The sequence below is a fragment of the Arthrobacter sp. zg-Y238 genome, assembly GCF_024385525.1.
Taxonomy (GTDB): Bacteria; Actinomycetota; Actinomycetes; order Actinomycetales; family Micrococcaceae; genus Arthrobacter_B; species Arthrobacter_B jinronghuae.
The window spans coordinates 1-22,466 of sequence record NZ_JANFLU010000013.1 but is presented as its reverse complement, the minus strand read 5'-3'; the positions used below and the strand labels follow the sequence as shown (position 1 = coordinate 22,466).

Sequence of the window (22,466 nt, the reverse complement as noted above, 5' to 3'; positions counted from 1 at the left end):
ACCCGAACCCACGACGGCGGCACCGCAGCTGAGGCAATCAGCTGCGGTGCCGCCGTCGTACTTATTGCCGGACCGGCTGCCGCGCTAGCAGCAGCGGCCCTCCGGGTTGGCGTCCTGCCGGTCCATCTTGTCCCGCCAGAACTCCCGTTCGCTCATCAAGGGCGAGGTGCAGCCGGACGCGGCATGGAAGTCCGTGTACTTGCGGTACGCATCCTCCCCCATCACGTCCCGGAAGAACCGGACGAACCCGGCCACCCCGTGCCGGACGGCGACGGCGGCACTCATGTGTGCGCCGCCCTCTTTGCGGGCCGGTCATCCTCCGGCAGCGAGTCCCACTGGGCCATGATCTCCTTTTCGGCCGGCGTCGCCAGGAAACCGGCCGGTGCGAACGTGCGGGACGGAACGGCCGGGTCCTCGGCGCTCGGGGCGCCGCCCGAACGGAAGGACCGGATGCTGGCAATGATGGCCGTGATGATGACGATGATCGCCAGGGTCACGAACACCACCGAGAGCGTGGTCTGGATGAGCGTGTTGCGCACCACCGCCTCCATGGCCTCCACGGTCTTGGCGGTGCCGAAGCTGGTTTTCCCGTCGGCCAGTGCCTGCTGGAAGGCCTCATGGTTGGCCCAGTACCCCACGCTCGGCACCGGCGAGAAGATCTTGTAGAACGACGCCGTGATGGTCACCACCGCGGCGAACGCCAGGGGCAGTGCCACGATCCAGAGCCACTTGAATGCGTTCTTCTTGGCGATGATTGCCATGCAGATGGCCAGCGCAATGGCGGCCAGGAGCTGGTTGGCGATGCCGAAGAGCGGGAACAGCGTATTGATGCCGCCCAGCGGGTCCGTGACCCCCATGATCAGGATCGACCCCCAGCCGGCGACCATGATTGCCGTACATATCCAGGCTCCGGGACGCCAGGACATGTCCTTGAACTTCGGGGCCACGTTGCCGATGGTGTCCTGCAGCATGAACCGCGCCACCCGGGTGCCGGCGTCGACCGCGGTGAGGATGAACAGCGCCTCGAACATGATCGCGAAGTGGTACCAGAAGGCCATCATGGAAGGCCCGCCGATCAGGCTGTGCATGATCGTGGCCAGGCCGACGGCGAGGGTAGGGGCGCCGCCGGTGCGCGACACGATGGATTCCTCGCCCACGCTGGACGCCAGCGACGAGAGCATGTCAGGGGTGAGGTTCACGCCGGCCAGGCCCAGCCCGTTGACGAAGGCGACGGCGCCTTCGACCGTGCCGCCGGTGGCTCCGGCGGAGGAGTTCATGGCGAAGTAGATGCCGCGGTCAATTGAAAGGGCGGCCACCAGCGCCATGATGGCGACGAAGGATTCCATCAGCATGCCGCCGTACCCGATGAAGCGGGTCTGGCGTTCCTTCTCCAGCATCTTCGGGGTGGTGCCGGAGGAGATCAGCGCATGGAAGCCGGACAGGGCACCGCAGGCGATGGTGACGAAGAGGAACGGGAAGAGCGGTCCGGCGACCACCGGACCGTCGTCCCGGCTGGCGAACTCGCTGACCGCCGGAACACTGATTTCCGGGCGGACGATGATGATGGCTACGGCCAGCATCACGATGGTTCCCACCTTCATGAAGGTGGAGAGGTAGTCGCGCGGGGCCAGCAGCAGCCAGACCGGCAGGACCGCGGCGATGAAGCCGTAGATGATGATGCCCCACGCAATGGTGGTCGGTTCCAGGGTCAGGGCGTCACCGAGCGGGGTGCCGGCAACCCAGCCGCCGGCGATGATGGCGGCGAGCAGGAGGACGAAGCCGATGATGGAGACCTCGGTGACCTTGCCCGGACGCAGGTAGCGCAGGTACACACCCATAAACAGGGCGATGGGGATGGTCATGCTCACGGAGAAGACACCCCATGGGCTTTCGGCGAGGGCGTTCACCACCACCAGGGCAAGGATGGCCACGATGATGATCATGATGACCAGGGTGGCGATCAGGGCGGCGGTACCGCCGATGAGGCCGAGTTCATCCCGGGCCATCTGGCCCAGGGAACGTCCGCCGCGGCGCATGGAGAAGAACATCACCAGATAGTCCTGGACGGCTCCGGCGAGCACCACGCCAACGATGATCCAGATGGTGCCGGGAAGGTAGCCCATCTGTGCGGCCAGCACCGGCCCGACGAGCGGTCCGGCGCCGGCGATGGCGGCGAAGTGGTGGCCGTAGAGGACCCGGCGGTCCGTGGCGGCGTAGTCCTTGCCGTCCGCCTTGTACTCGGCGGGGGTGGCGCGGCGGTCATTAGGCTTCAGCAGCTTCGCTTCGATGAGCTTTGAATAGAAGCGGTAGCCGATGAGGTAGGTGCACACGGCGGCGAACACAAACCAGATGGCGTTCACGGTTTCGCCGCGGACTATGGCGAGCATGGTCCAGCTGAAGCCGCCCAACAGGGCAATGCCCGCCCAAATGGCGATCTTCGCGGGTGTCCAGCGGCGGTCCTCCGCCTCGAGGACTTCCGGATCCACGGCCACCGGCGGCAGTGCCGGGTCCTGTTCCAGGACGTCGCCGTCCAGTTGCCGGTTGTCGGCCCGGCGCCGTTGGTTCTCGCTCATGATGATCCCTTTTGTCTGCGGTGGCTTGTCTGCATTGACATACGTACCGAACGGGGGCAGGGAGTGGCCCTGCACTTTGCAGATTACCAGCGCATGAGGCGGCGATCACAGACATACGTGACGGCGGCCGCACAGGTGATCGGCCGCCGTCGTCGTCGGGGATTCTGCCGGGCGCGATGCCGCCCGGCGGAGTGCTGGCCTAGATCGTCAGCAGGATCTTCCCCGCGTGCTGCCCGGAGTCGAAATACTCGTGCGCGGCGGCGGCCTCGGCCAGCGGGAAGGTGCGGTCCACCAGGGGGCGGATCTGGCCGGAAACCAGCAGCGGCCAGACGTATTCGCCGACGGCGGACATGATGGCCGCCTTTTCCTCCACGGGCCGGCCTCGCAGGGTGGTGCCGATGACGGCGGCGCGCTTGGTCATGAGCTGGTTCAGGTTCAACTCGGCCTTGGTGCCGCCCTGCAACCCGATGATCACGAGGCGGCCGGCGACGGCGAGCGCGTCCAGGTTCCGCTGCAGGTATTTCGCGCCGACGACGTCGAGGATGACGTCCGCGCCATGCCCGCCGGTGGCTTCACGAACGGCTTCTACGAAGTCCTGCTCCTTGTAGTTGATGAGGACCTTCGCACCGAGTGATTCAGCCAGTTCCAGCTTTTCGGCCGAGCCTGCGGTCACCATCGGAACGGCACCGAACGCGGCAACCATCTGGATGGCCATGGTGCCGATACCGCCCGTGGCGCCGTGGATGAGGACGTAGTCCCCCTCCTTGACGCCGGCAGCCATAAAGAGGTTGGAGAAGACGGTGGCGGCCGTTTCCGGCAGGGACGCTGCGGTGACGGCGTCGAAGCCGTCCGGGAGGGGCAGGACCTGCCCGGCGGGAACGGCAACCTGCTCGGCATATCCGCCGCCGGTCAGCAGGGCCACCACTTCGGTTCCCACAGCGAAACCTTCAACTCCCTCGCCCAGGGCGGCAATGCGGCCGGAAACTTCCAGTCCCGGATACTCGGATGCTCCGGCGGGCACCGGGTAGTGGCCCTGGCGCTGCATCACGTCTGCGCGGTTGATGCCGGCGGCGATGACGTCGATCAGCACCTCGCCCGGTCCGACCTCGGGAGCAGGAACATCCTGCAGTTCCAGTGCTTCCGGTCCGCCGGGTGTTCCAATAACGATGGCTTTCATGCTGTCCTTCCAGATTTAGGGAATTTTGGTGATTTCATCCCTTCTGCCAGACTACATAGTGAGGAAGGTTGTCCGAGCGGCCGATGGAGCTGGTCTTGAAAACCAGTGTGCGGTAACCCCGTACCAAGGGTTCGAATCCCTTACCTTCCGCCAGACAACGAGAAGCGGTCCCCTGAGTGGGGACCGCTTCTTCTGTTTCCGGCGGACTCCGGCGCCGGAACGTGACGGAAGCAATCACTTAGGCTTGTCCTAAGTAATTGCTTCCGCAGTCCCCCACCGCATCGGAGCCGCCGCATGTCCCACCGCAACCAGCCCACCTTTCCGAAGCCGGTCCGCCTGGCCGCACTCACGCTAGGTCTGGCCGCGGCGCTCAGCGGATGCGCGGCGGGAGACGGTGACGACGATCATGACGAATCGGCGTCGAACACCGGAATGCACGGGGTCCCCGAACAGACCGCCGAGCGCGTGCTCCAGGTCAGCTCCATCCATCCGGAAACCGGCATGACCCTCATCGAAGGCCCCACGTTCGGGCCCGACGGCGGCCTGTTCGTTGTCGATGTCACGGCTCCGGCCGGTGAACCCAAGGTGATGCGGGTGGACGTGGAGGATGAGTCCGTTTCCCGCATCTACACCGAGGGCAACGGCGCCTACACCTCAGCGCAGTTCAGCCCGAAGGACGGCCGGATCTACCTGACGGACTTTGCCGGCGGAAAAATCGACAGCATCACCGCCGACGGCAAGGACCCCTTGACCTTCTTCACCGGCGACGTCGACGGCTCCCCCATACGCCCGGACGATCTGGCCTTCGACGAGGAGGGAAACCTCTTCATCAGCGATTCCACCGGCTACGCGGATCCGGCGTGGGAAGCAAAGGGCCGGGTGGTGCGGATCGACAAGGACACCGCGGAGGCCACCGTCCTCGCCGAGAACCTTGCCGCCCCGAACGGCATCTCCTTCAGCGAGGACTTCAAAGCCCTGTGGGTCAGCCAGTACATGGACAACCGGATCGACTACCTGGTGCTGAACGAGGACAAAACCGAAGTCACCACCTCGCACCCCGGCATGCACTTTGACGGCGGCACCAGCCAGACGGATTCCAACGCCGTGGACGCCGACGGCAACGTCTACCAGGCCGTCCATGGACAGCCACGCATCTTTGTCTACAGCCCCCACGGCGAACTCCTGTCCACCATCACCGTCCCCGCCGAAGACCGGGAAGGCCTTACCTCGGCCACCAATATCGCCATCAAGCCCGACACCAAGGAGGCCTACCTAACGGTCAGCGGCCCTGACGGCGGCTTCATCTACGGATTCGATGCCCTGTCCACCGGTATCCGCCAATCAAACGGCGGCTAACCTCCCCCACCAAGAACAGCACGGATGAGGTGCGGGGCATCCTGGCGAGGCGCGCCGCCTCCGGAGCGCCTCGCTGCTGACTACTAGGGGTGACATGCACCCGTAGGGGCCTGGCGGAGGCGGCTTTAATATTCCAAGCGAGCTCTGCGAGCTCTGGAATTTCGTTGCCGCCGGAGCCAGGCCCCGCAGGTGAGGCGGGCCAGGCACCGCAGGTGACCGGGGGCTAGGCCCGCAAGCCGCAGCGCAGAAGCGCTAAGCCCCGGTCACCAGCACCTCGTCGATGCGTTCCTCGCGCCACTGCTTCAGCAGCCGGTGGAACACTACCGGCCCCGGGCTGAAGGAGAAGCTGACGGGCGGCGGGTTGCCCTCGCGGTTGTAGTAGCCGGGCGTGCATTCCGCGGCGAACTTGCGGTTGTCCGCGGAGGTCCGCTGGATGGTTTCGCCCCAGGCCGCCTCGGCTTCCGCCGTCGGCTCGATGTAGCGGGCACCCACCTCGCGTGCCCTGCCGATGACGGCGCCGATGTGGTTGGCCTGTTCCAGCAGGATGTGGACGAAGTTCACCGAGTTGGCGTTCTGCAGGGAGCCGAGGTGGAACAGGTTCGGGAAGCCGTGCGTGTAGAAGCCGTGCAGCGTGCGCGGGCCCCGCCCCCAGGCTTCCAGGAGGGTCTGGCCGCTGCGCCCGGTCACCGGCATGGCCCCGGAGGTGACACCCGAGACGCCTACCTCAAAGCCGGTGGCGAAGATGATGCAGTCCACCTCGTATTCTTCCTCGCCCACCACAATCGTGTTTTCCGTGATGCGGGTGATGCCGCCGAAGTCCGCCGTGTCCACCAGCGTCACGTTGGGAAGGTTGAACGTCTCGAGGTAGTAGTCGCTGAAGGTGGGGCGCTTGCACATGTAGCGGTACCAGGGCTTGAGCTTTTCGGCCGTCTTCGGATCGAAGACTTCCTCGTCCACCCGGGCGCGGATGGAGTTCATCTTCCGGAAATCAACGAGCTCGTCGAGCCGTTCACGTTCTTCTGCCGAAACGGACTTGTCGACGGCGCCGCTGATCATCTTGCGGTGCAGCTGGGGCACCGAGGTCCAGCCGTCCCGGGTGAGGTCCTTCTCCACCGGCTCCCCGGAGACCACTGCCAGGAAATTTTCCATCCGTTCCTGCTGCCAGCCCGGCTTCAGGGAGGCGGCCCAGGCAGGATCGGTGGGCCGGTTGTTCCGGATGTCCACCGACGACGGCGTGCGCTGGAAGACGATGAGCTGCTCGGCGTCGCGCGCCACCATGGGGATGACCTGAATGCCCGTGGCACCGGTGCCCACCACGGCCACCTTCTTGTCCGCCAGTCCGGTGAGATTGCCGAACTGGTCTCCCCCGGTGTAGCCATAGTCCCAGCGGCTGGTGTGGAAGGTGTGCCCCTTGAAGGAGTCGATGCCGGGAATGCCCGGCAGCTTCGGCTGCGTGAGCGTTCCGGAGGAGGTGATCACGTAGCGGGCCCGGATCGAGTCCCCGCGGTCCGTGGAGACGATCCATTCCAATGCTTCGTCGTCCCAGGTCAGGCCGGTCACGCGCGTATGGAAAACGGCGTCGCGGTAGAGGTCGAAACGCTCGGCGATGGCCACGGCGTGCCGACGGATCTCTTCCCCCGGTGCGTAGCGCTCGGTGGGCATGTAACCCACTTCTTCGAGCAGCGGCAGGTAGACGTAGGACTGGATGTCACAGCGGATGCCGGGGTAGCGGTTCCAGTACCAGGTGCCGCCGAAGTCCCCCGCTTCATCCATCATGCGGATGCTTTCGACGCCGGCCTGCCGCAGCCGCGCTCCGGTCATCAGCCCGCCGAACCCGCCGCCGATCACCAGCACCTCCACGGTGTCCGTCAATGGCTCCCGCTCGGTGCGGGGAGTGTAGGGATCTGTGGCGTAGTAGCCGAATTTTCCCTTGGCCGGCTGATACTGGGTGGCGCCGTCCGGGCGGATCCGCCGGTCCCTTTCCACCTTGTACTTCGCCCTCAACGCCTCGACGTCCAGGCCGTCTTCTATGCGCTCGTACGCTATGGGGGTTTGCGTGCTGCTCATGTAGTGTCCTCGCTTCGCTTGCGCGTTCCCATGACCCAGGGCAGAGCGGGAGGACTGCGACGCCGGGGCGCTCGGAGTCCGTCTCACTCCGAACTGCAGCCGCGGGGACGCCGGTATATCTCAAAAACCAATAAACGGTTAGCCTCACCCTAACTAATTTGGCTGAGGGTTCGCTGACCTCTGTGTTTGCCGACACGTCCGGGGCAACTACGGTGAACTCATGACCGAAGGAAGCAATGAGCAGCAGGAACGCGAACGCGTGCTGCTGAGTCTCGAAGAACTGGCCGATTCCCTGCAGTCGACGGCCCTGCCGAGCTTCCTCGATCCGTTGCTGTCCACGGACCTGACGGTGCGCCAGTTGAAGGTTCTGACCGTTCTTGTAACCGCAGAGGATGGTGCCACCGGCCGCGGCCTCTCGGAGTCCTTCGGCGTTTCCATGGCGTCCATGTCCGGCCTGATCGACCGGCTCGTTGCCCAGGGCGTGGCCGTCCGTTCGGAGGATCCCCTGGATGCACGGGTACGCCGGGTAAAGGCAACGCCGCTGGGACGGACGGTGGTTCGCCGGCTCGTGGCCGGACGCCCCGAACTTAATGTCGAAATTCTCTCGCGGTTGTCAATCGATGACCTGCACGCGCTTGAACAGGGCATGCGTGCCGTCCATGCCGAAATGGGCCGCAGGGTGGACGCCAAGAAATGACGATTCTGCCGCCGCGCCTTATCACCGGGGCCAACCTGTTGGTCCAGGCGGCAAGCCTCATGGCACTGGCCTATCTCCTCCGCGTGCTCCAGGACAGCGGGACCCTGTTTTACCTCGGGGCGGGAATCGGCACCGGCCAGTTGATAGTGGTTGCACTGGCGGCGGCCTGGTGTTTCTTCCTCGGAGCTTCCTGGACACTCGTTCCCTGGTTCAGCAGCCTCTTTAGCCATGTGTTTCTGCGTCGCGCCGCCGGCGTCCTCGGCGGCGTCATCACCTGCGCATGGTTGCTCCTCCTCGCTGGATATGGATTCCTCACCCTTGTCTTCTCGGGGCCCGGCTACCAAAGAATCTCAGCGCCGGCGGGAGAGCACACGCTGCTGATCAACAACCAGAGCATTTTGTTGATCGGCTCGCATGCCGTCTACGAACAGGTGCAAGGCCCGGTCTACGAATACCGGGACCAGATGTTGACCGATGACGGCTACGATCCGTTCAGTGGCGGAGCCTTTTCCGTGCAGTGGGGTGAAAAAACCGCAACGATTTCCTTCGCGGTGTATTCGCAGGGCGAGGACGGCAATGCGGGCGACCGGAGCGGCCGGGCAGTCATTCCCCTCGGGACCAGGTGAGCCGGACCCGCCCGGCTCCGTCCGCCGGAAGCACAGTAAACAGGGCAGGTTCCCGAAAACCCCGAGCTGCGAAGGCCGCCAGCACAGCCGCACTGACCCGTTCCTCATCATCGCGCCGAATCAGGGCAATGGCTGAGCCGCCGAATCCCCCGCCGGTCATCCGGGCGCCGAGCGCACCGGCGGCGAGCGCCGCGTCCACGGCCTGGTCCAGCTCCGGGCAGGACACCTCGAAATCATCCCGCAACGAGGCGTGGGAGGCGGTCAGCAGGTTCCCGATGCCGCCGACGTCGTCCGCCCGCAGCTGCCGCACAACCTGCAGCACGCGTTCGTTCTCCCCGAGCACGTGCCGCACCCGCCGCCGGGTTTCCGCGTCCAGCCCGTCCAGGGAAGTGCCGGCAGGCACCTCCCGCAGCGACGCCGCGCCCAGCGCCGCCGCTCCGCGTTCACAGGACAAGCGCCGGGCACTGTAGCCGCCGTCGGCGTGGCTGTGGACCACCCGCGTATCGATGACCAGCATTTCCAATCCGTGCCGGGCCAGGGGCAGCGGCACGGTTTCGGAGTCGAGGCTGCGGCAGTCCAGGAACAGTGCGCTGCCTTCCTGTCCCATCAATGATGCCGACTGGTCCATGATGCCCGTGGGCGCACCGACGAACTCATTTTCGGCGTACTGGGTCAGCCGGGCCATCCGGGGCCGGTCCAGCCCAAGCTCCAGCAGCTCGTTCAGTGCCACGGTCACCGCCACTTCCACGGCGTGCGAGGAGGACAGGCCCGCACCTACCGGCACGGTGGAATCCAGCAGCAGGTCAAACCCGGGGACGGCGGCCCCGGAGCTGTGCACCATCGCGTACACCACTCCCGCCGGATACGCCGCCCAGCCGCCAACCCCGCCCGGCTCCAGCCCGCCGACGGAGAACCGCGCACGGGACAGCTCCTCACCGTCCGGAGCATAGGTGGAGGCGACGCGTACGACGTCGGCCTCCGCCTCCCGTTCAAAGTCCGGTTCAGAGCCCGGCCGGCGCAGCCGCACGGCCACGAGGGCGCTGCGGTCGATGGCAAACGGCAGGACGAAGCCGTTGTTGTAGTCCGTGTGTTCGCCGATCAGGTTCACCCGCCCGGGTGCCCGCCACACGCCGTCGGGCTCGGCGCCGTACACCTCGGCAAAGCGCCGGGCCAGGTCCTCCGCCCGGGACTGCACCGGCGGAACCGGCGCGTTCATATACGCACCTCCCGAAGGCGGGCGGCGGTCTGCTCCGCGGTGGTGTCGTTGATGAAGGCACCCATCGCCGCTTCGGAGCCGGCCAGGAACTTCAGCTTGTCCGCGGCACGGCGGGGGCTGGTGAGCTGCAGGTGCAGCCAGCCGGCCTCCCGGTCAGCGGCGTTGACCGGTGTCTGGTGCCAGGCGGAAATGTACGGAGTGGGGGTGTCATACAGTCCGTCCACCCGCTGCAGCAGTTCCAGGTAGACGGCAGCGAGCTCGTCGCGCTCCTCCCCGGTGAGCGCGGCCAGGTCCGGAACCTGGCGGTGCGGGACCAGATGGATTTCCAGCGGCCAGCGCGCCGCGTAGGGCACATACGCGGAGAAGTGCCTCCCAGTCAGGACCATGCGCTCCCCGGACCCGGACTCGTCCCGGAGCAGCTCACCCATCAGTGCCCGGCCATGCTCGGACAGGTGCCGCCGGGAGCGCCGGGCGAGCCGGGCGGCGTGGGGCGCGGCATACGGATAGGCATAGATCTGCCCGTGCGGATGGTGCAGCGTGACACCGATGTCCCGGCCCCGGTTCTCGAAAGGAAACACATGCGCGATGCCCGGCAGGGCCGAGAGTTCCTCGGTACGCTGCGCCCAGGCCTCGACGACGGTGCGGGCGCGGGTGTAGGGCAGCGAAGCGAAGGAGCCGTTGTGCTCCGGGGTGAAGACCACCACTTCGCAGCGGCCGAACGCCGGCGAGGGGCGCCCCCACAGTGCGCGTTCATCCGCTGTCCCGCCCGGTTCCGGCAGGATGCCAAGCTCCGGCCCCAGAGAGGGGAAGCGGTTCTCGAAGACCACGACGTCGAAGTCCTCCGCCGGGATTTCCGACATCCGTTCCGGACGGGTGGGGCACAGGGGGCACTGGTCGGCGGGCGGCAGGTAGGTCCGGGCCTGGCGGTGGGCGGCCACGGCCACCCACTCCCCGGTTAGCCGGTCGAAGCGCACCTCCCCGTCGCCGGACCGGGAATCCAGCGGACGGGCATCCCCGACCGTTTCCACCGGTTGCCCGCCGCGGTCGGTGAAGAACAGCGACTCCCGGCCGTCGGCGAGCCGGTGCCGGCGGTGGACGATCGGCTGCACATCCGCGCCGGAATCGGGAGCAGGAAACTGGCCGGACACGTATTGGTCTCCTCTTCGGCGGCTTGGAACTCGCTTAACGTTCACTACGACCATAAGGGCCCGCGCCCTCTTGGCCGAGCAGGCAAAGGGACTTCATTTCGACCGTAGGATGTTCGCGTGGTTCCTGGTCGCCATGGGGGTGCGCCGCCACGCTGCATGAGGAGAAACGTCATGAATTCCGCAAAGACTGCCCGCGCTCGGGGCCTGGTCCTTCCCGTCCTGCTCGCCGGCCTGCTGACCGGTTGCGCAGGCCTGCTCGGTTCGGACGGCACAGGGTACGCCGACCTCAAGGCCGGGGATTGCTTTACCAACCCCAGCACCGAGTCGGGTGCGGAGAACGAGGAGGTCGTCGAGGTTGTAGAGGTTGATCTCATCCCCTGCGACGAACCGCACCAGCAGGAGGTGTTCTTCGTATCTGAAATGTCTGGCGGGGACTACCCCGGGGAGGGGGTCCTCGATCTCAACGCCAAGAACGTCTGTACCGAGGAGTTCGAGGGTTACGTTGGCAGCACCGTCGAGGAAACGACGCTGATTGCGGGTTACATCATCCCGACCCCGGAGTCCTGGGACCAGGAGAATGACCGGGCAATCATGTGCACGCTCGGGGACACGACGGGTGAGGAAGTGTCCGAATCCTACAAGGACTCGGGCCTCTAGACTTCGAAGCCTCCAGCAAAGGAGCGCCGTCGGCCGTTACGGCCGGCGGCGCTCCTTTGTTACTCCTCAGTACCTCGTTTCAGGAAGTGGGGGCGCAAGGCCGTACACTGTGCTGGCGATCACTTTTCCGCCTCCTAGAGGGACACGGCGGAACCTTCCCGAAGCTCATGCATTGACGCATGTCACCGGACGGACACCTGTTCGTAACCCGCCCCGCCTAGCATCACCCTTCGTAATCACTCGCTGTATCCCCTGCCGCCGCTTCCGGCGGCCATTACCTGTCGGCCCGCACGGCCGACCAAGGAGTATGAGGCATGAGACCTTTCCCATGGAAGGCCGCGCTCGGGACCGCCCTGTCAGCAGGCCTTCTCGCCGCCCCGCTGACCGCATTCCCGGCCTACGCACAGGACGGCAACGCCGCCGTCCCCGGCATCATCATCAACGAGGCCTATCTGTCCGGCGGCAGCGCCAACGCCCCGTTCAACACCAAGTTCGTGGAGCTCTACAACCCCACCAGTGAACCGGTGAGCCTGGACGGCTGGTCCCTCCAGTACCGGGCCGCGGGCGCCACCGCGGCGCCCACCGGCGTCGGCACCCTCTCCGGCAGCATCGCTCCGGGCGGATATTACCTGGTTTCCGGCGCCAGCAACGGCACCACCGGCGCGGCCCTCCCGAACGCCGACGCCACCATCGGCGCCAGCTTCGCCGGAGGCGGCGGCACCCTGATTCTCTCGACCCAGGGCACCCGTATTGATCCGCTGCCCACCGGCTCGGTCATCGGCGCTCCCGGCGTGGTGGACCTGGTTGGCTACGGCACCTCCAACACCTTCGAGACCGCAGGCGCGGCCGCACCGGCCGGCAACTCGGATCCGAAGTCGCTGAACCGTGCCGGGTTCGCAGATACGAACAACAACGCCGCCGACTTCACCCTCAGCACGTCGGTCACCCCCACGTCTTCGGCCGGCACGGCTCCCACCGTGCCCGCCCCGACCCCCACACCCACCACGCCGGCACCGGTGCCGGTCCCGGGCGACGCGGTTCCGATCGCAGAGATCCAGGGCACCGGCGCGGCCAGCCCGCTGACCGGCCAGACGGTCACAACCCGCGGCAAGGTCACGGGCGTCTACGCCACCGGCGGCTTCAACGGCTACTACATCCAGACCCCGGGTACAGGCGGTGACATCAACCCGGCCACGCACACCGCATCGGAAGGCATCTTCATCTTCTCCGCGGCAACTGCGGGCCAGGTGACCGCCGGCGACTACGTCGAGGTCACCGGTACCGTAGGCGAGTACTACAACCTCACGCAGCTCACCGTCGCCGACGGCGCCATGACGAAGCTCAGCGAAGCGGCGCCCGAGGTCAAGCCCGCCGCCGTAGCCTGGCCGGCAACCGAGGAACAGCGCGAGACCTTCGAGGGCATGCTGCTGGCGCCTCAGGGCGAGTTCACCGTCACCGATAACTTTTCACTGAACCAGTACGCTGAAATCGGCCTCGCCGCCGGCGATTCTCCGCTTGTCCAGCCGACCGCTGAAGCTGCCGTTGGAACTCCGGAGCACGCCGCCGTCATAGCGGACAACGCTGCCCGTGCCGTAAAGCTCGACGACGGCGCCAGCACCAACTTCCTCAACGCCGCCAACCAGGGCACGCCCCTGCCCTACCTGACACCGGAAAACCCGGTTCGGGTGGGTGCCGCGGCTACCTTCAGCACCGGCGTGATCCTGGACTTCCGCAACAGCGCCTGGAAATTCCAGCCGTTGACCGAACTGACGCAGGCCAACGCGGCCACCGCCACGCCGGCGTCGTTCACCAACACCCGCACTGCGGCACCCGAGAGCGTGGGCGGCAACCTGAAGCTCGCGTCCTTCAACGTGCTGAACTACTTCACCACCACGGGTGACACACTGTCCGGCTGCACCTTCTACAAGAACCGCAGCGGCGAACCCGTGACCGTCAACGGAGGCTGCGACGCCCGCGGCGCCGCCAACGCCGCGAACCTGGAACGCCAGCAGGCCAAAATCGTGGCCGCGATCAACGCCCTGGGCGCCGACGTCGTGTCACTGATGGAGGTGGAGAACTCCGCTGCCTTCGGCAAGGACCGCGATGACGCCCTGTCCCGCCTGGTGGCAGCCCTGAACGCACAGGCACCGGGAACCTGGGACTACGTCCGCTCCCCCGCGGACCTGCCCGCTGATGAAGACGTCATCCGCTCCGCCTTCATCTACCGCACCGGAACCGCCGAGCCCGTCGGCGAATCCACCATTCTGGACGACGAAGCGGCCTTCTCCAACGCCCGCGAACCGCTGGCTCAGGCCTTCCGCCCTGCCGGCGGCGAAGACGGCACGGAAATCCTCGCCGTCACCAACCACTTCAAGTCCAAGGGGTCGGCGCCCGCCTCCGGCGAAAATGCCGACACCGGCCAGGGCGGCTGGAACGCAGACCGCGTCCGGCAGGCGCAGGCACTGGTGGACTTCGCCGGGACCGCATCGGAAGCAGCCGGCACGGACAAGGTGTTCCTGCTCGGCGATTTCAACGCCTACCACGCGGAGGATCCCATCAAGGTGCTGGTTGACGCCGGCTACGTTGACCTCGGCGCAACCACGGGCAAGCACTCCTACGCCTTCGGCGGGACCGTCGGCAGCCTGGACCACATCCTGGCTTCCCCGGCAGCCAATAAAGCTGTCACGGGAACGGATATCTGGAACATCAACTCCGTGGAGTCGGTGGCCTTCGAATACAGCCGCTACAACTACAACGCGACCGATTTCTACGCACCGGATCCCTATCGGGCCTCGGACCATGACCCAATCCTCGTCGGCATGGACCTGACCGCCGAAGGTACGGACACCTCCACGCTGAACCTGCTGAACATCAATGACTTCCACGGACGGATTGATGCCAACACGGTGCCGTTCGCCGGAACCGTTGAAGAGCTGAAGGCCGGCGCACCGGAGGGCAGCTCACTGTTCCTGTCCGCCGGTGACAATATCGGCGCGTCCCTGTTCGCCTCCTCGGCGCAGCAGGACCAGCCCACCATCGATGTCCTGAACGCCCTTGGGCTGCAGGCTTCGGCGGTCGGCAACCATGAGTTCGACGGCGGTTTCGCGGACCTGACCGGCCGCGTCGACGCAGCCGCGCAGTTCCCCTACCTGGGCTCCAACGTCTACACCAAGGGCACCACCACACCTGCGCTGCAGGAGTACGAGATCATCGACGTCAACGGGGTGGATGTTGCCGTTATCGGTGCCATCACCCAGGAGACGGCAAGCCTGGTCAGCCCGGGCGGAATCAGCAACCTGGACTTCGGTGATCCGGTGGAAGCGGTCAACCGCGTAGCCGAGCAGTTGGTGGAGCAGGGCCTTGCCGACGTGATAATCGCCGAATACCACGAGGGTGCCGGCAGCGGCACTCCCGACGGCGCCACCCTGGATCAGGAACTGGCTGCCGGCGGTGCCTTCGCGGAGATCGTGAATGACACCACCCCGCTGGTCGATGCCATCTACACCGGGCACACCCACAAGCAGTACGCCTGGGATGCAGCCATTCCCGGCGAAGACGGCAAAACCCGTCCCGTGGTGCAGACCGGTTCCTACGGTGAATTCATCGGCCAGATCCGGCTGGAATACAACGAAGAAACCGACGAAGTGACGTCCTACACCGCGGCCAACGTGGCCCGCACCAAGACGGCCGCACCGGAACTGGTAGCTGCCTACCCGGCCGTGGCCGAAGTAAAGCGGATTGTCGACGCCGCCCTGGCCCACTCGGCTGAGGTGGGCAACCAGACCGTCGGCTCCGTCACCGCGGACATCACCTCGGCCTTCGTGGGCACTGCCCGCGATGACCGCAGCTCCGAATCCACCCTCGGCGGACTGGTGGCCGACTCGCTCCTTTCCACCCTTGCCGCACCCGAACGCGGCGGCGCCGAAATCGGCGTCACCAACCCGGGCGGCCTGCGCGCCGAGCTTTACTACGGCGAGGACGGCGTCATTACCTACGCCGAGGCCAACGCGGTCCTGCCCTTCGTCAACAACCTCTGGACCACCACGCTGACCGGTGCCCAGCTGAAGACGATGCTGGAGCAGCAGTGGCAGCCGGAAGGCAGTTCACGCGCCTTCCTGGCCCTCGGCCTTTCCGACAACATCACCTACACCTTCGACCCGGACCAGCCCCGCGGCGCACGGATCCAGAGCGTCACCATCAACGGTGCTGCCATGGACCCGGCCCGCGACTACCGGGTGGGTACGTTCAGCTTCCTGGCCCAGGGCGGAGATAACTTCACCGTCTTCGCAGAAGGCAAGGACACCCGCGACACCGGTTTGGTGGACCGCGACGCCTGGATCAGTTACATCTCGGCCAACAGTCCGCTGTCCCCCGACTTTGCCCGTCAGGGCGTAGTCGTCAAGGGTGCACCCACCGCGGTCAAGGCAGGCACGGAGGCGACGTTCACCGTCGGCCAGCTGGACCTGACGTCGCTCGGCAGCCCTGCCAACACGTCGCTGGCAGTCAGCTTCGTAGATGCTGCCGGGACCTCCACGGCCCTGGGCACGGTACCGGTCAGCGCCGGTTCCGCCACAGTTACCGCGACGGTTCCCGCGTCGGCTTCCGGCGCCGGGTCCCTGGTCCTGACGGCTGATGGATCCGGCACCACGGTGACCTTGCCGGTCACGGTCGAGAAGGCTGCGGCACCTGCACCGACGCCGCTGTTCGCCGACGTGCCTGTGGGAATCCAGTTCTACGACGACATCCAGTGGATGGCGACCCAGGGGATCTCCACCGGCTGGACGGAAGCCAACGGCACCAAGACGTACCGTCCCTTGGAGCGTGCGAACCGAGACGCGATGGCGGCCTTTATGTACAGGCTGGCCGGAAACCCGGATTTCACCCCGCCGCAGAAATCCCCGTTTGCAGATGTTTCCACCGGCAACCAGTTCTACAAGGAAATCACCTGGCTGGCGTCCACCGGCATCTCCACCGGCTGGACGGAAGCCAACGGCACCAAGACGTATCGTCCCTTGCAGCCTGTAAGCCGAGACGCGATGGCTGCCTTTATGTACAGGCTGGCCGGAAGCCCGGATTTCACCCCGCCGCAGAAATCCCCGTTCTCGGATGTGCCCACCGGCAACCAGTTCTACAAAGAGATCGCATGGATGGCGTCTACCGGCATCTCCACCGGCTGGACGGAAGCCAACGGCAGCCAAACATACCGTCCATACGAGCCAGTGAAGCGCGACGCGATGGCAGCTTTCATGAATCGCTACCACTCTAAGTTCGGCCTCTGACGGCACGAGACGGGTTAACAGTTTGACAGTTTGACGGGGAGGTCCGGTATTCCGGACCTCCCCTATCCATATGCCCTGAAGGAACCGGCTGCTCCCGCCGTAGGCGGAGTTCGTCCTTTCCAAAGGGGTTTACTTCGTTCGCAGACCGTACTCTGGTGGGAACCCGCAGATACGACTGCCGAATCCGGCAGCGGGAGAGGACCACCGCATGAACCGGAACCAAGACCCAGGACAGCAACTGCAGGAACCACCCGGAGGCGGACGGAGCACGGTCCGGAGCCGAGGCGCGGAACTCGCTGTGTACCAGCACGGGACTCCGGATACCGCGGTGCCCAGTATCTTGCTGGTGCACGGCTACCCGGATGACCACCACGTGTTCGACGGCGTAGTGGAACGCCTGGCTGCCGGCCGGCATGTCATCACGTACGACACCCGCAACGCCGGCGCCTCGCGTCTGACAGGAAACGCCGCGGACCGCGGATCCCTGGCGCCCTACCGGCTGGAACTGCTGGTGGAGGACCTCTATGCGGTCCTCGATGCCACCGGAACAAGAAGAGCGCATCTGGTGGGCCACGACTGGGGATCCATCCAGGGGTGGGCGGCGCTACAGGACCCGCGGGCACAAGGCAGGATCCTCAGTTACACCAGCATCTCGGGGCCGGATCTGGGACACTTCCGGCGCTGGTTCAGGACCCGGCTGCGCTCACCCCGGCTGTGGCCGCAGGCCCTTTTCCAGGCGCTGCGGAGCTGGTACGTTGCCGCCTTCCACGTGCCGGTCCTGCCCGACGCGGCTTGGAAGTACCTGCTGACTCCGCGCTACGAAAAATACGCCGGCCGGAAAATCGGCGACAGCGGAGTTCGGGGCCTGCAGCTTTACCGGGCCAATATGTTCCGCTCCGGCGGCGCGGTACCCGACGGCGGCTATCCCGGCCCGGTGCAGGTGATCGTTCCGCTTAAAGACCCGTTCCTTTCGCCGAAGCTGGTCTCCGGCTTGGAAAGCCGTTTCCCCCGGGTGGAAATCCGCAAGGTGGCTGCCGGGCACTGGTGGCCGGAGCGCAGCAGCGGGGACTTTGCGGCCGTGCTGGACCGGTGGATGGCGGAACATCCCGACGGCGCCGGATAGCGACCCGTTAACCACCGCAGGCCGCCGGAGGAATCCGGCGGCCTGCGGGGCGTGAGGGGGGCTAATCAGCGGCTGCGTTTGCCGCCGCGGCCGCTCCCGCCTTCACCCTCCATGTCAATCTGCTCCTTGCTGACCTCTTCGGTGACGGTGGCCTCTTCTGTCACCGTTTCGGTGTCCAGCCGGACACGCTCAACCGGGACTGCTTCCTTTTCCACCACTGGCTCTTCGGCGTGGAGGGTCACTTCGTGCTCCTCCTCGCTGATGGCGGGTCCGTCCATGGCGGAGCCACGGTTGGCGTCCGTGATGGGCTCACGCTCAATCCGGGCTTCCTCATGGCTGACCGGCACCGTCTTGCTGACGTTCTCAGTGGTGACGTACTTGCGCAGGCGGGCCCTGCCGGACTCCCGGCTCTGCTTCCCAACGTGGAGCTGCTCTTCGGAGCGGGTCATCGCGTCATCCGTGGTGGGGCCGGAAGTGTCATGCCCCACCTGGCCGTGGTCCGAGCCCCGGCTGCTTTCCGTCCGGCCGGAGGTTCCGCTTCCGCTCGAGGTTCCGCTTCCGCTCGACCTTCCGCTTCCGCTCGAGGTTCCGCTTCCGCTCGAGGTGCCGCTGCCGCTAGAGGTTCCAACCCCGGACCCTGCAGAGCTCCGCTGGCCCGAGGTACCGGAAGTACCCGACGTACCGGAGGTGCCAATGGAGTAGTAGCTGTACAGCTCATCCTGCTCCTGGTCGCTGAGATGTCCGTCCTTGTCCACCCGCGGCGCGTCCTTCACCATTTCTTTGGAGTACGGCACCCGCACAACAGATCCCTCAACCGTGGCTTCCGCCAGGGGGACAAAGCTCTCCTTGGAACCAAAAAGCCCGGTCTTGGTGGTTACCCAGGCCGGCTGGCCCGACTCGTCGTCCAGGTAAATATCGCCTGCCGAGCCGATCTTTTCCCCGTTCGGCCCTTCCACGGTTCCGTGGTTCATAATCGTGTCGATCTGTTCACTGGTGATCACGTTGTTCTCCTGTTTCCGCGCCTCGTGGGCGCATGGTGCTGCCTTAGTTACCGCATCCCCCGCTTCCCCCACGACTTTTCCGCCGGTTTTCTTCGGCGCCGGCGTGTTCGCCTGGTCGGTCAGTCCCCCAGCCCGGCCTTGTCCACCCGGCGGTGGAAGCGCATGCCGCCCAGCCCGCCGAGGATAGCCCCGATCAGGGCCACTGCTGCGGCCACGACGGCGGCGATGATCGTCGAAGCCGTTGCGTTGTCACCGAACATCGGGATCTGGGGGAATCCGTTGAGTTCAACCAGGATGTTGAACTGGTCCCCCGCAATCGCTGCCAGGATGGCTGCCACAATGGCGATAACCACTGCCCACACCCACACAGCAATGCCCTGCTTCATCCCGTTGAAACGGGCCATTCGCCCCGCAACGTACCCGCCGCAGTAATAGGCCACGAAGAGGATCACCAGCAGGATGATGGTTCCGGTGATCGTGATGGCCGTGGAATCCGGGCTGTCGTCGTTCAACAACACTGCCGCGCCGAGGGCGGTGGCCAGGGCGCTCAGCAGCACCGTGGTTCCGATGGCGGTCAGCCAGCCAAAAAACGCCGAGCCGATCTTCACTCCACCGAAGGTCGCTTTCTCACGCTCGACCACTCGCCGGCGGCTGGTGTTGTCCACCCCGTCGCCCCGCGTGCCGTCCGGAGTCGGGCCCGCACCGTCTCGGTGCTCTCCGGACCCCTGGCCTGCAGCCTTTCGTCCGCGGTCCCCTGCCGCACCTGCACTTGTGCTCATGAACGTGTCCTTTGCGGTAAGAGCAGCCGGGCGATTCCCCTTTTGGCCACTGGTACTGCCAACGCTAGGCTGAACAGAGAGAAATAAAAAGGGTACTTAGTATCTGTGGCCCTTGACAGCCGATCTCCTCCCTTCGGCCGTGCCCCACATCGGTGCCTTCGGGAATTGATCCGGCCCCTTCCGGGTTGTAGGCAGCAATACACCGTCAAGATTCATCTAGGAGAAATCATGACAACTCAGCTCGAATCGACCTCCCCGGCCCTCACCGACTGGATCCCCGCCAAGCAGTTCATCGGCGGCGAATGGCGCGACGGCCGTTCGGAGAAGACCCTCACGGACACCAACCCCTTTGATGGTTCGCAGCTGATGACCATGCAGCAGGCCTCCCGCGAAGACCTCAATGACGCGTACGCCGCTGCAGAGGAAGCCCAGAAGGATTGGGCGGCCCGGACCCCGAACGAGCGTCGAGCCGTCATCGCCCGCGCAGCAGAAATCTTCGAGGAACGCCGCGATGAGATCATTGCCTGGCTCAACGCCGAATCCGGCAGCACCATGCTGAAGGCCAACATCGAAGTTGCCTCCGCCGCCTCCATCACCCGCGAGGCAGCCACCTTCCCGCACCGTGTGTCCGGCAAGATCATGGACTCGGATACCCCGAACAAGGAACTGCGCGTCTACCGTGCCCCGCTGGGCGTCGTCGGGGTCATCAGCCCCTGGAACTTCCCGCTGCACCTCTCCCAGCGCTCCGTCGCTCCAGCCCTGGCCCTCGGTAACGCCGTCGTCCTCAAGCCTGCCAGCGACACCCCGGTCACCGGCGCCCTCATCATCGCCAAGATCTTTGAAGAGGCCGGCCTGCCCGCAGGCGTACTGAACGCCGTCGTCGGCGCCGGCTCGGAAATCGGCGACGCCTTCGTGGAGCACCCGACCCCGCGGATGATCTCCTTCACCGGCTCGACGCCGGTGGGCAAGAACATCGGCGCCCTGGCCGCAACCGGCGCCACGCTGAAGTACACGGCCCTTGAGCTCGGCGGCAACAGCCCGTTCGTGGTTCTCGCCGACGCCGACGTTGACCAGGCAGTCCGCGCCGCGGCCATGGGCAAGTTCCTGCACCAGGGACAGATCTGCATGGCCGTGAACCGGATCATCGTCGAAGACGCCGTTTACGACGAATTCGTCGAGAAGTTCACGGCGCACGTGAAGACGCTGAACGCCGGCGACCCGACCGACCCGAAGAACGTCGTGGGCCCGATCATCAACGCCAAGCAGCTCGAGGGTTTGAAGACCAAGATCGAGACCGCGAAGTCCGAAGGCGCCCGCCTCATGATCGAAGGCGAAATCAACGGCCAGGTACTTTCCCCGACCGTCTTCGCCGACGTCACCAAGGACATGGAGCTGGCCCGCGAGGAGATCTTCGGCCCGATCGCCGGGATCATGCGCGCCAAGGACGCCGAGGACGCACTGGCACTGGCCAATGACACCGACCTCGGCCTCTCCAGCGCCGTCTTCACCTCCAACCTGGAAGAAGGCGTCAAGTTCGCCCGCCGCATCAAGGCAGGCATGACGCACGTCAATGACTTCCCGGTCCAGGACGAGGCGCACATTGCCTTCGGCGGCGAGAAGAACTCCGGCCTCGGCCGCTTCAACGGCGAGTGGGCCATCGACGAATTCACCACGGACCACACCATCAGCGTCCAGCACGCTCCGCGGGAATACCCGTTCTAATCCGGTAACGGATACCGGCAGGTAACGACGACGACGGCCCCGCACCAAATGGTGCGGGGCCGTCGTCGTATTACGTCTTGGCTACGCTTGGACGCGACACGCCCCCGGGCGTCTGGCGCGTTGTTAGTCTCCCTCTTACCGGCCCGGAAACTCCGCGCCGAACTACTGGGGGAATTGATTGGATTGACCGCTTTTATCCGCCGAGCCCGCACCCGCACGTGCACCTTGGTTCTCGCGTCCGCTGTCTTACTGACTGCCTGCGGCGCGGAGACGGCCGCCGAATCGGCGGCCTCGAAGAGCACGACGGCCACGCCGTCTGCTTCAGCAACACCATCGGTAACGGCACCTTCTGCAACACCGTCAGCGACGCCAACGGAAACGCCCGTTCCTGAACCGGCAGCACCAGTCACCGTCACCACCGCCAACGGACTACATAGCTTCACGCTTCCAGCCGGATGGTCAGCCGTTCCGGCGGAACCTTTGCCCTTTCATCCACTTGTGGCCGGGTATGTATCCCCGGCCGCATTTACTGTTATGGACCCCACCGGGAACCCGGTAGCCAACTTCTACAGCGGAGCTGACCTCCACAACATCGCAGTACCCAGCCCGGGGCACATCATGTACGACGCGCAGGAACTGCCCGGTTACACGAACAAGTTTGGCGAGCCTGTCTATTTCCAGTTCGAGTCCCGTCCGGTCTACGGGGGCGCACCGTGGGAAATCACGGGGCGCACCTACCATGTCCAGATGGAGGACGACGGCTTGCCGGATGCGTCTGGCATGGATGGCGGCAATGCCTACGGCACGGTTTCAATGTCTGACGGCGACATCAGGTTCGAGGCCATCATTGATCCGGGAGCTTTCGGCGACGACGCCGCCGCCCGGGCCTGGATGCAAACCGACATGTACCGGCAGCTGAAGGAAATGATGCTCTCGCTGACCTACAACGGCTAGGCACAGCACGACGGCGGCTGCGCACGTCCCGAGGTGCGCAGCCCCCGTCCGCCAAACCAATTAGCCCCACCGGGCCACCCACCCCCCCCCC

General features: G+C 65.6%; 16 protein-coding genes and 1 tRNA gene. 9 read left to right on the top strand and 8 right to left on the bottom strand.

All coding sequences use genetic code 11. From position 1 onward, the window contains the following. Positions 1 to 84: 84 nt before the first annotated feature. From NNX38_RS15460 to NNX38_RS15450, 3 genes are all read right to left on the bottom strand, one after another. Positions 85 to 285 (bottom strand): YbdD/YjiX family protein, encoded by a 201-nt coding sequence (locus tag NNX38_RS15460; RefSeq protein WP_255798839.1) that lies wholly within the window; start codon positions 283 to 285, stop codon positions 85 to 87. Then, complete coding sequence (locus NNX38_RS15455; protein WP_255798838.1) at positions 282 to 2,573, bottom strand: carbon starvation CstA family protein; 2,292 nt, start codon at positions 2,571 to 2,573, stop codon at positions 282 to 284. The genes NNX38_RS15460 and NNX38_RS15455 overlap by 4 nt, the downstream gene beginning before the upstream one ends. 199 nt (positions 2,574 to 2,772) lie before the next feature. Next, the gene (locus tag NNX38_RS15450; protein WP_255798837.1) at positions 2,773 to 3,750 is read right to left on the bottom strand and encodes an NAD(P)H-quinone oxidoreductase; all 978 of its coding nucleotides are present in this window, start codon (positions 3,748 to 3,750) and stop codon (positions 2,773 to 2,775) included. A 62-nt stretch (positions 3,751 to 3,812) separates the two neighbouring features. Between NNX38_RS15450 and NNX38_RS15445 the strand changes: the two genes are divergently transcribed. Further along, positions 3,813 to 3,903 (top strand) — tRNA-Ser (locus NNX38_RS15445). Between the two features lie 141 nt (positions 3,904 to 4,044). Next, positions 4,045 to 5,106, top strand: coding sequence for an SMP-30/gluconolactonase/LRE family protein (locus NNX38_RS15440; RefSeq protein WP_255798836.1), 1,062 nt, complete (start codon positions 4,045 to 4,047; stop codon positions 5,104 to 5,106). Positions 5,107 to 5,358: 252 nt separating this feature from the next. Here NNX38_RS15440 and NNX38_RS15435 read toward each other — a convergent pair whose 3' ends face one another. Then, complete coding sequence (locus NNX38_RS15435; RefSeq protein WP_255798835.1) at positions 5,359 to 7,173, bottom strand: NAD(P)/FAD-dependent oxidoreductase; 1,815 nt, start codon at positions 7,171 to 7,173, stop codon at positions 5,359 to 5,361. A 220-nt stretch (positions 7,174 to 7,393) separates the two neighbouring features. On the opposite strand from NNX38_RS15435, the gene NNX38_RS15430 reads away from it, so the two are divergent. Both NNX38_RS15430 and NNX38_RS15425 read left to right on the top strand, forming a co-directional pair. After that, positions 7,394 to 7,870, top strand: coding sequence for a MarR family winged helix-turn-helix transcriptional regulator (locus tag NNX38_RS15430; protein WP_255798834.1), 477 nt, complete (start codon positions 7,394 to 7,396; stop codon positions 7,868 to 7,870). Next, a complete protein-coding gene (locus tag NNX38_RS15425) occupies positions 7,867 to 8,496 on the top strand; it encodes a hypothetical protein (protein WP_255798833.1) in 630 nt (209 codons plus the stop codon). Before NNX38_RS15430 ends, NNX38_RS15425 begins: the two co-directional genes overlap by 4 nt. On the opposite strand, the gene galK is transcribed toward NNX38_RS15425, so the two are convergent. Both galK and galT read right to left on the bottom strand, forming a co-directional pair. Next, complete coding sequence (gene galK, locus NNX38_RS15420; protein ID WP_255798832.1) at positions 8,474 to 9,712, bottom strand: galactokinase; 1,239 nt, start codon at positions 9,710 to 9,712, stop codon at positions 8,474 to 8,476. The genes NNX38_RS15425 and galK overlap by 23 nt on opposite strands. After that, a complete protein-coding gene (gene galT, locus NNX38_RS15415) occupies positions 9,709 to 10,812 on the bottom strand; it encodes a galactose-1-phosphate uridylyltransferase (protein WP_255798840.1) in 1,104 nt (367 codons plus the stop codon). Before galT ends, galK begins: the two co-directional genes overlap by 4 nt. A gap of 219 nt (positions 10,813 to 11,031) precedes the next feature. Here galT and NNX38_RS15410 point away from each other — a divergent pair, with 219 nt between their 5' ends. The 3 genes from NNX38_RS15410 to NNX38_RS15400 all read left to right on the top strand — a co-directional run bounded on the left by NNX38_RS15410 (position 11,032) and on the right by NNX38_RS15400 (position 17,919). Then, positions 11,032 to 11,517, top strand: a complete 486-nt coding sequence (locus NNX38_RS15410; RefSeq protein ID WP_255798831.1) for a septum formation family protein — start codon at positions 11,032 to 11,034, stop codon at positions 11,515 to 11,517. Positions 11,518 to 11,831: 314 nt separating this feature from the next. Next, on the top strand, positions 11,832 to 16,796 hold the full coding sequence (locus NNX38_RS15405) for an ExeM/NucH family extracellular endonuclease (protein ID WP_255798830.1): 4,965 nt from the start codon (positions 11,832 to 11,834) through the stop codon (positions 16,794 to 16,796). 328 nt (positions 16,797 to 17,124) lie between these two features. After that, the gene (locus NNX38_RS15400) at positions 17,125 to 17,919 is read left to right on the top strand and encodes an alpha/beta fold hydrolase (protein ID WP_255798829.1); all 795 of its coding nucleotides are present in this window, start codon (positions 17,125 to 17,127) and stop codon (positions 17,917 to 17,919) included. A 65-nt stretch (positions 17,920 to 17,984) separates the two neighbouring features. Here NNX38_RS15400 and NNX38_RS15395 read toward each other — a convergent pair whose 3' ends face one another. Together NNX38_RS15395 and NNX38_RS15390 are read right to left on the bottom strand one after the other, a co-directional pair. Further along, entirely contained in the window at positions 17,985 to 18,920 is a 936-nt protein-coding gene (locus tag NNX38_RS15395; protein WP_255798828.1) for a PRC and DUF2382 domain-containing protein, read from the bottom strand. Positions 18,921 to 19,039: 119 nt separating this feature from the next. Beyond that, positions 19,040 to 19,699 (bottom strand): hypothetical protein, encoded by a 660-nt coding sequence (locus NNX38_RS15390; protein WP_255798827.1) that lies wholly within the window; start codon positions 19,697 to 19,699, stop codon positions 19,040 to 19,042. A gap of 228 nt (positions 19,700 to 19,927) precedes the next feature. On the opposite strand from NNX38_RS15390, the gene NNX38_RS15385 reads away from it, so the two are divergent. Together NNX38_RS15385 and NNX38_RS15380 are read left to right on the top strand one after the other, a co-directional pair. Next, complete coding sequence (locus NNX38_RS15385) at positions 19,928 to 21,421, top strand: aldehyde dehydrogenase family protein (protein ID WP_255798826.1); 1,494 nt, start codon at positions 19,928 to 19,930, stop codon at positions 21,419 to 21,421. A gap of 534 nt (positions 21,422 to 21,955) precedes the next feature. Then, entirely contained in the window at positions 21,956 to 22,375 is a 420-nt protein-coding gene (locus NNX38_RS15380) for a hypothetical protein (protein WP_255798825.1), read from the top strand. Positions 22,376 to 22,466: the final 91 nt, after the last annotated feature.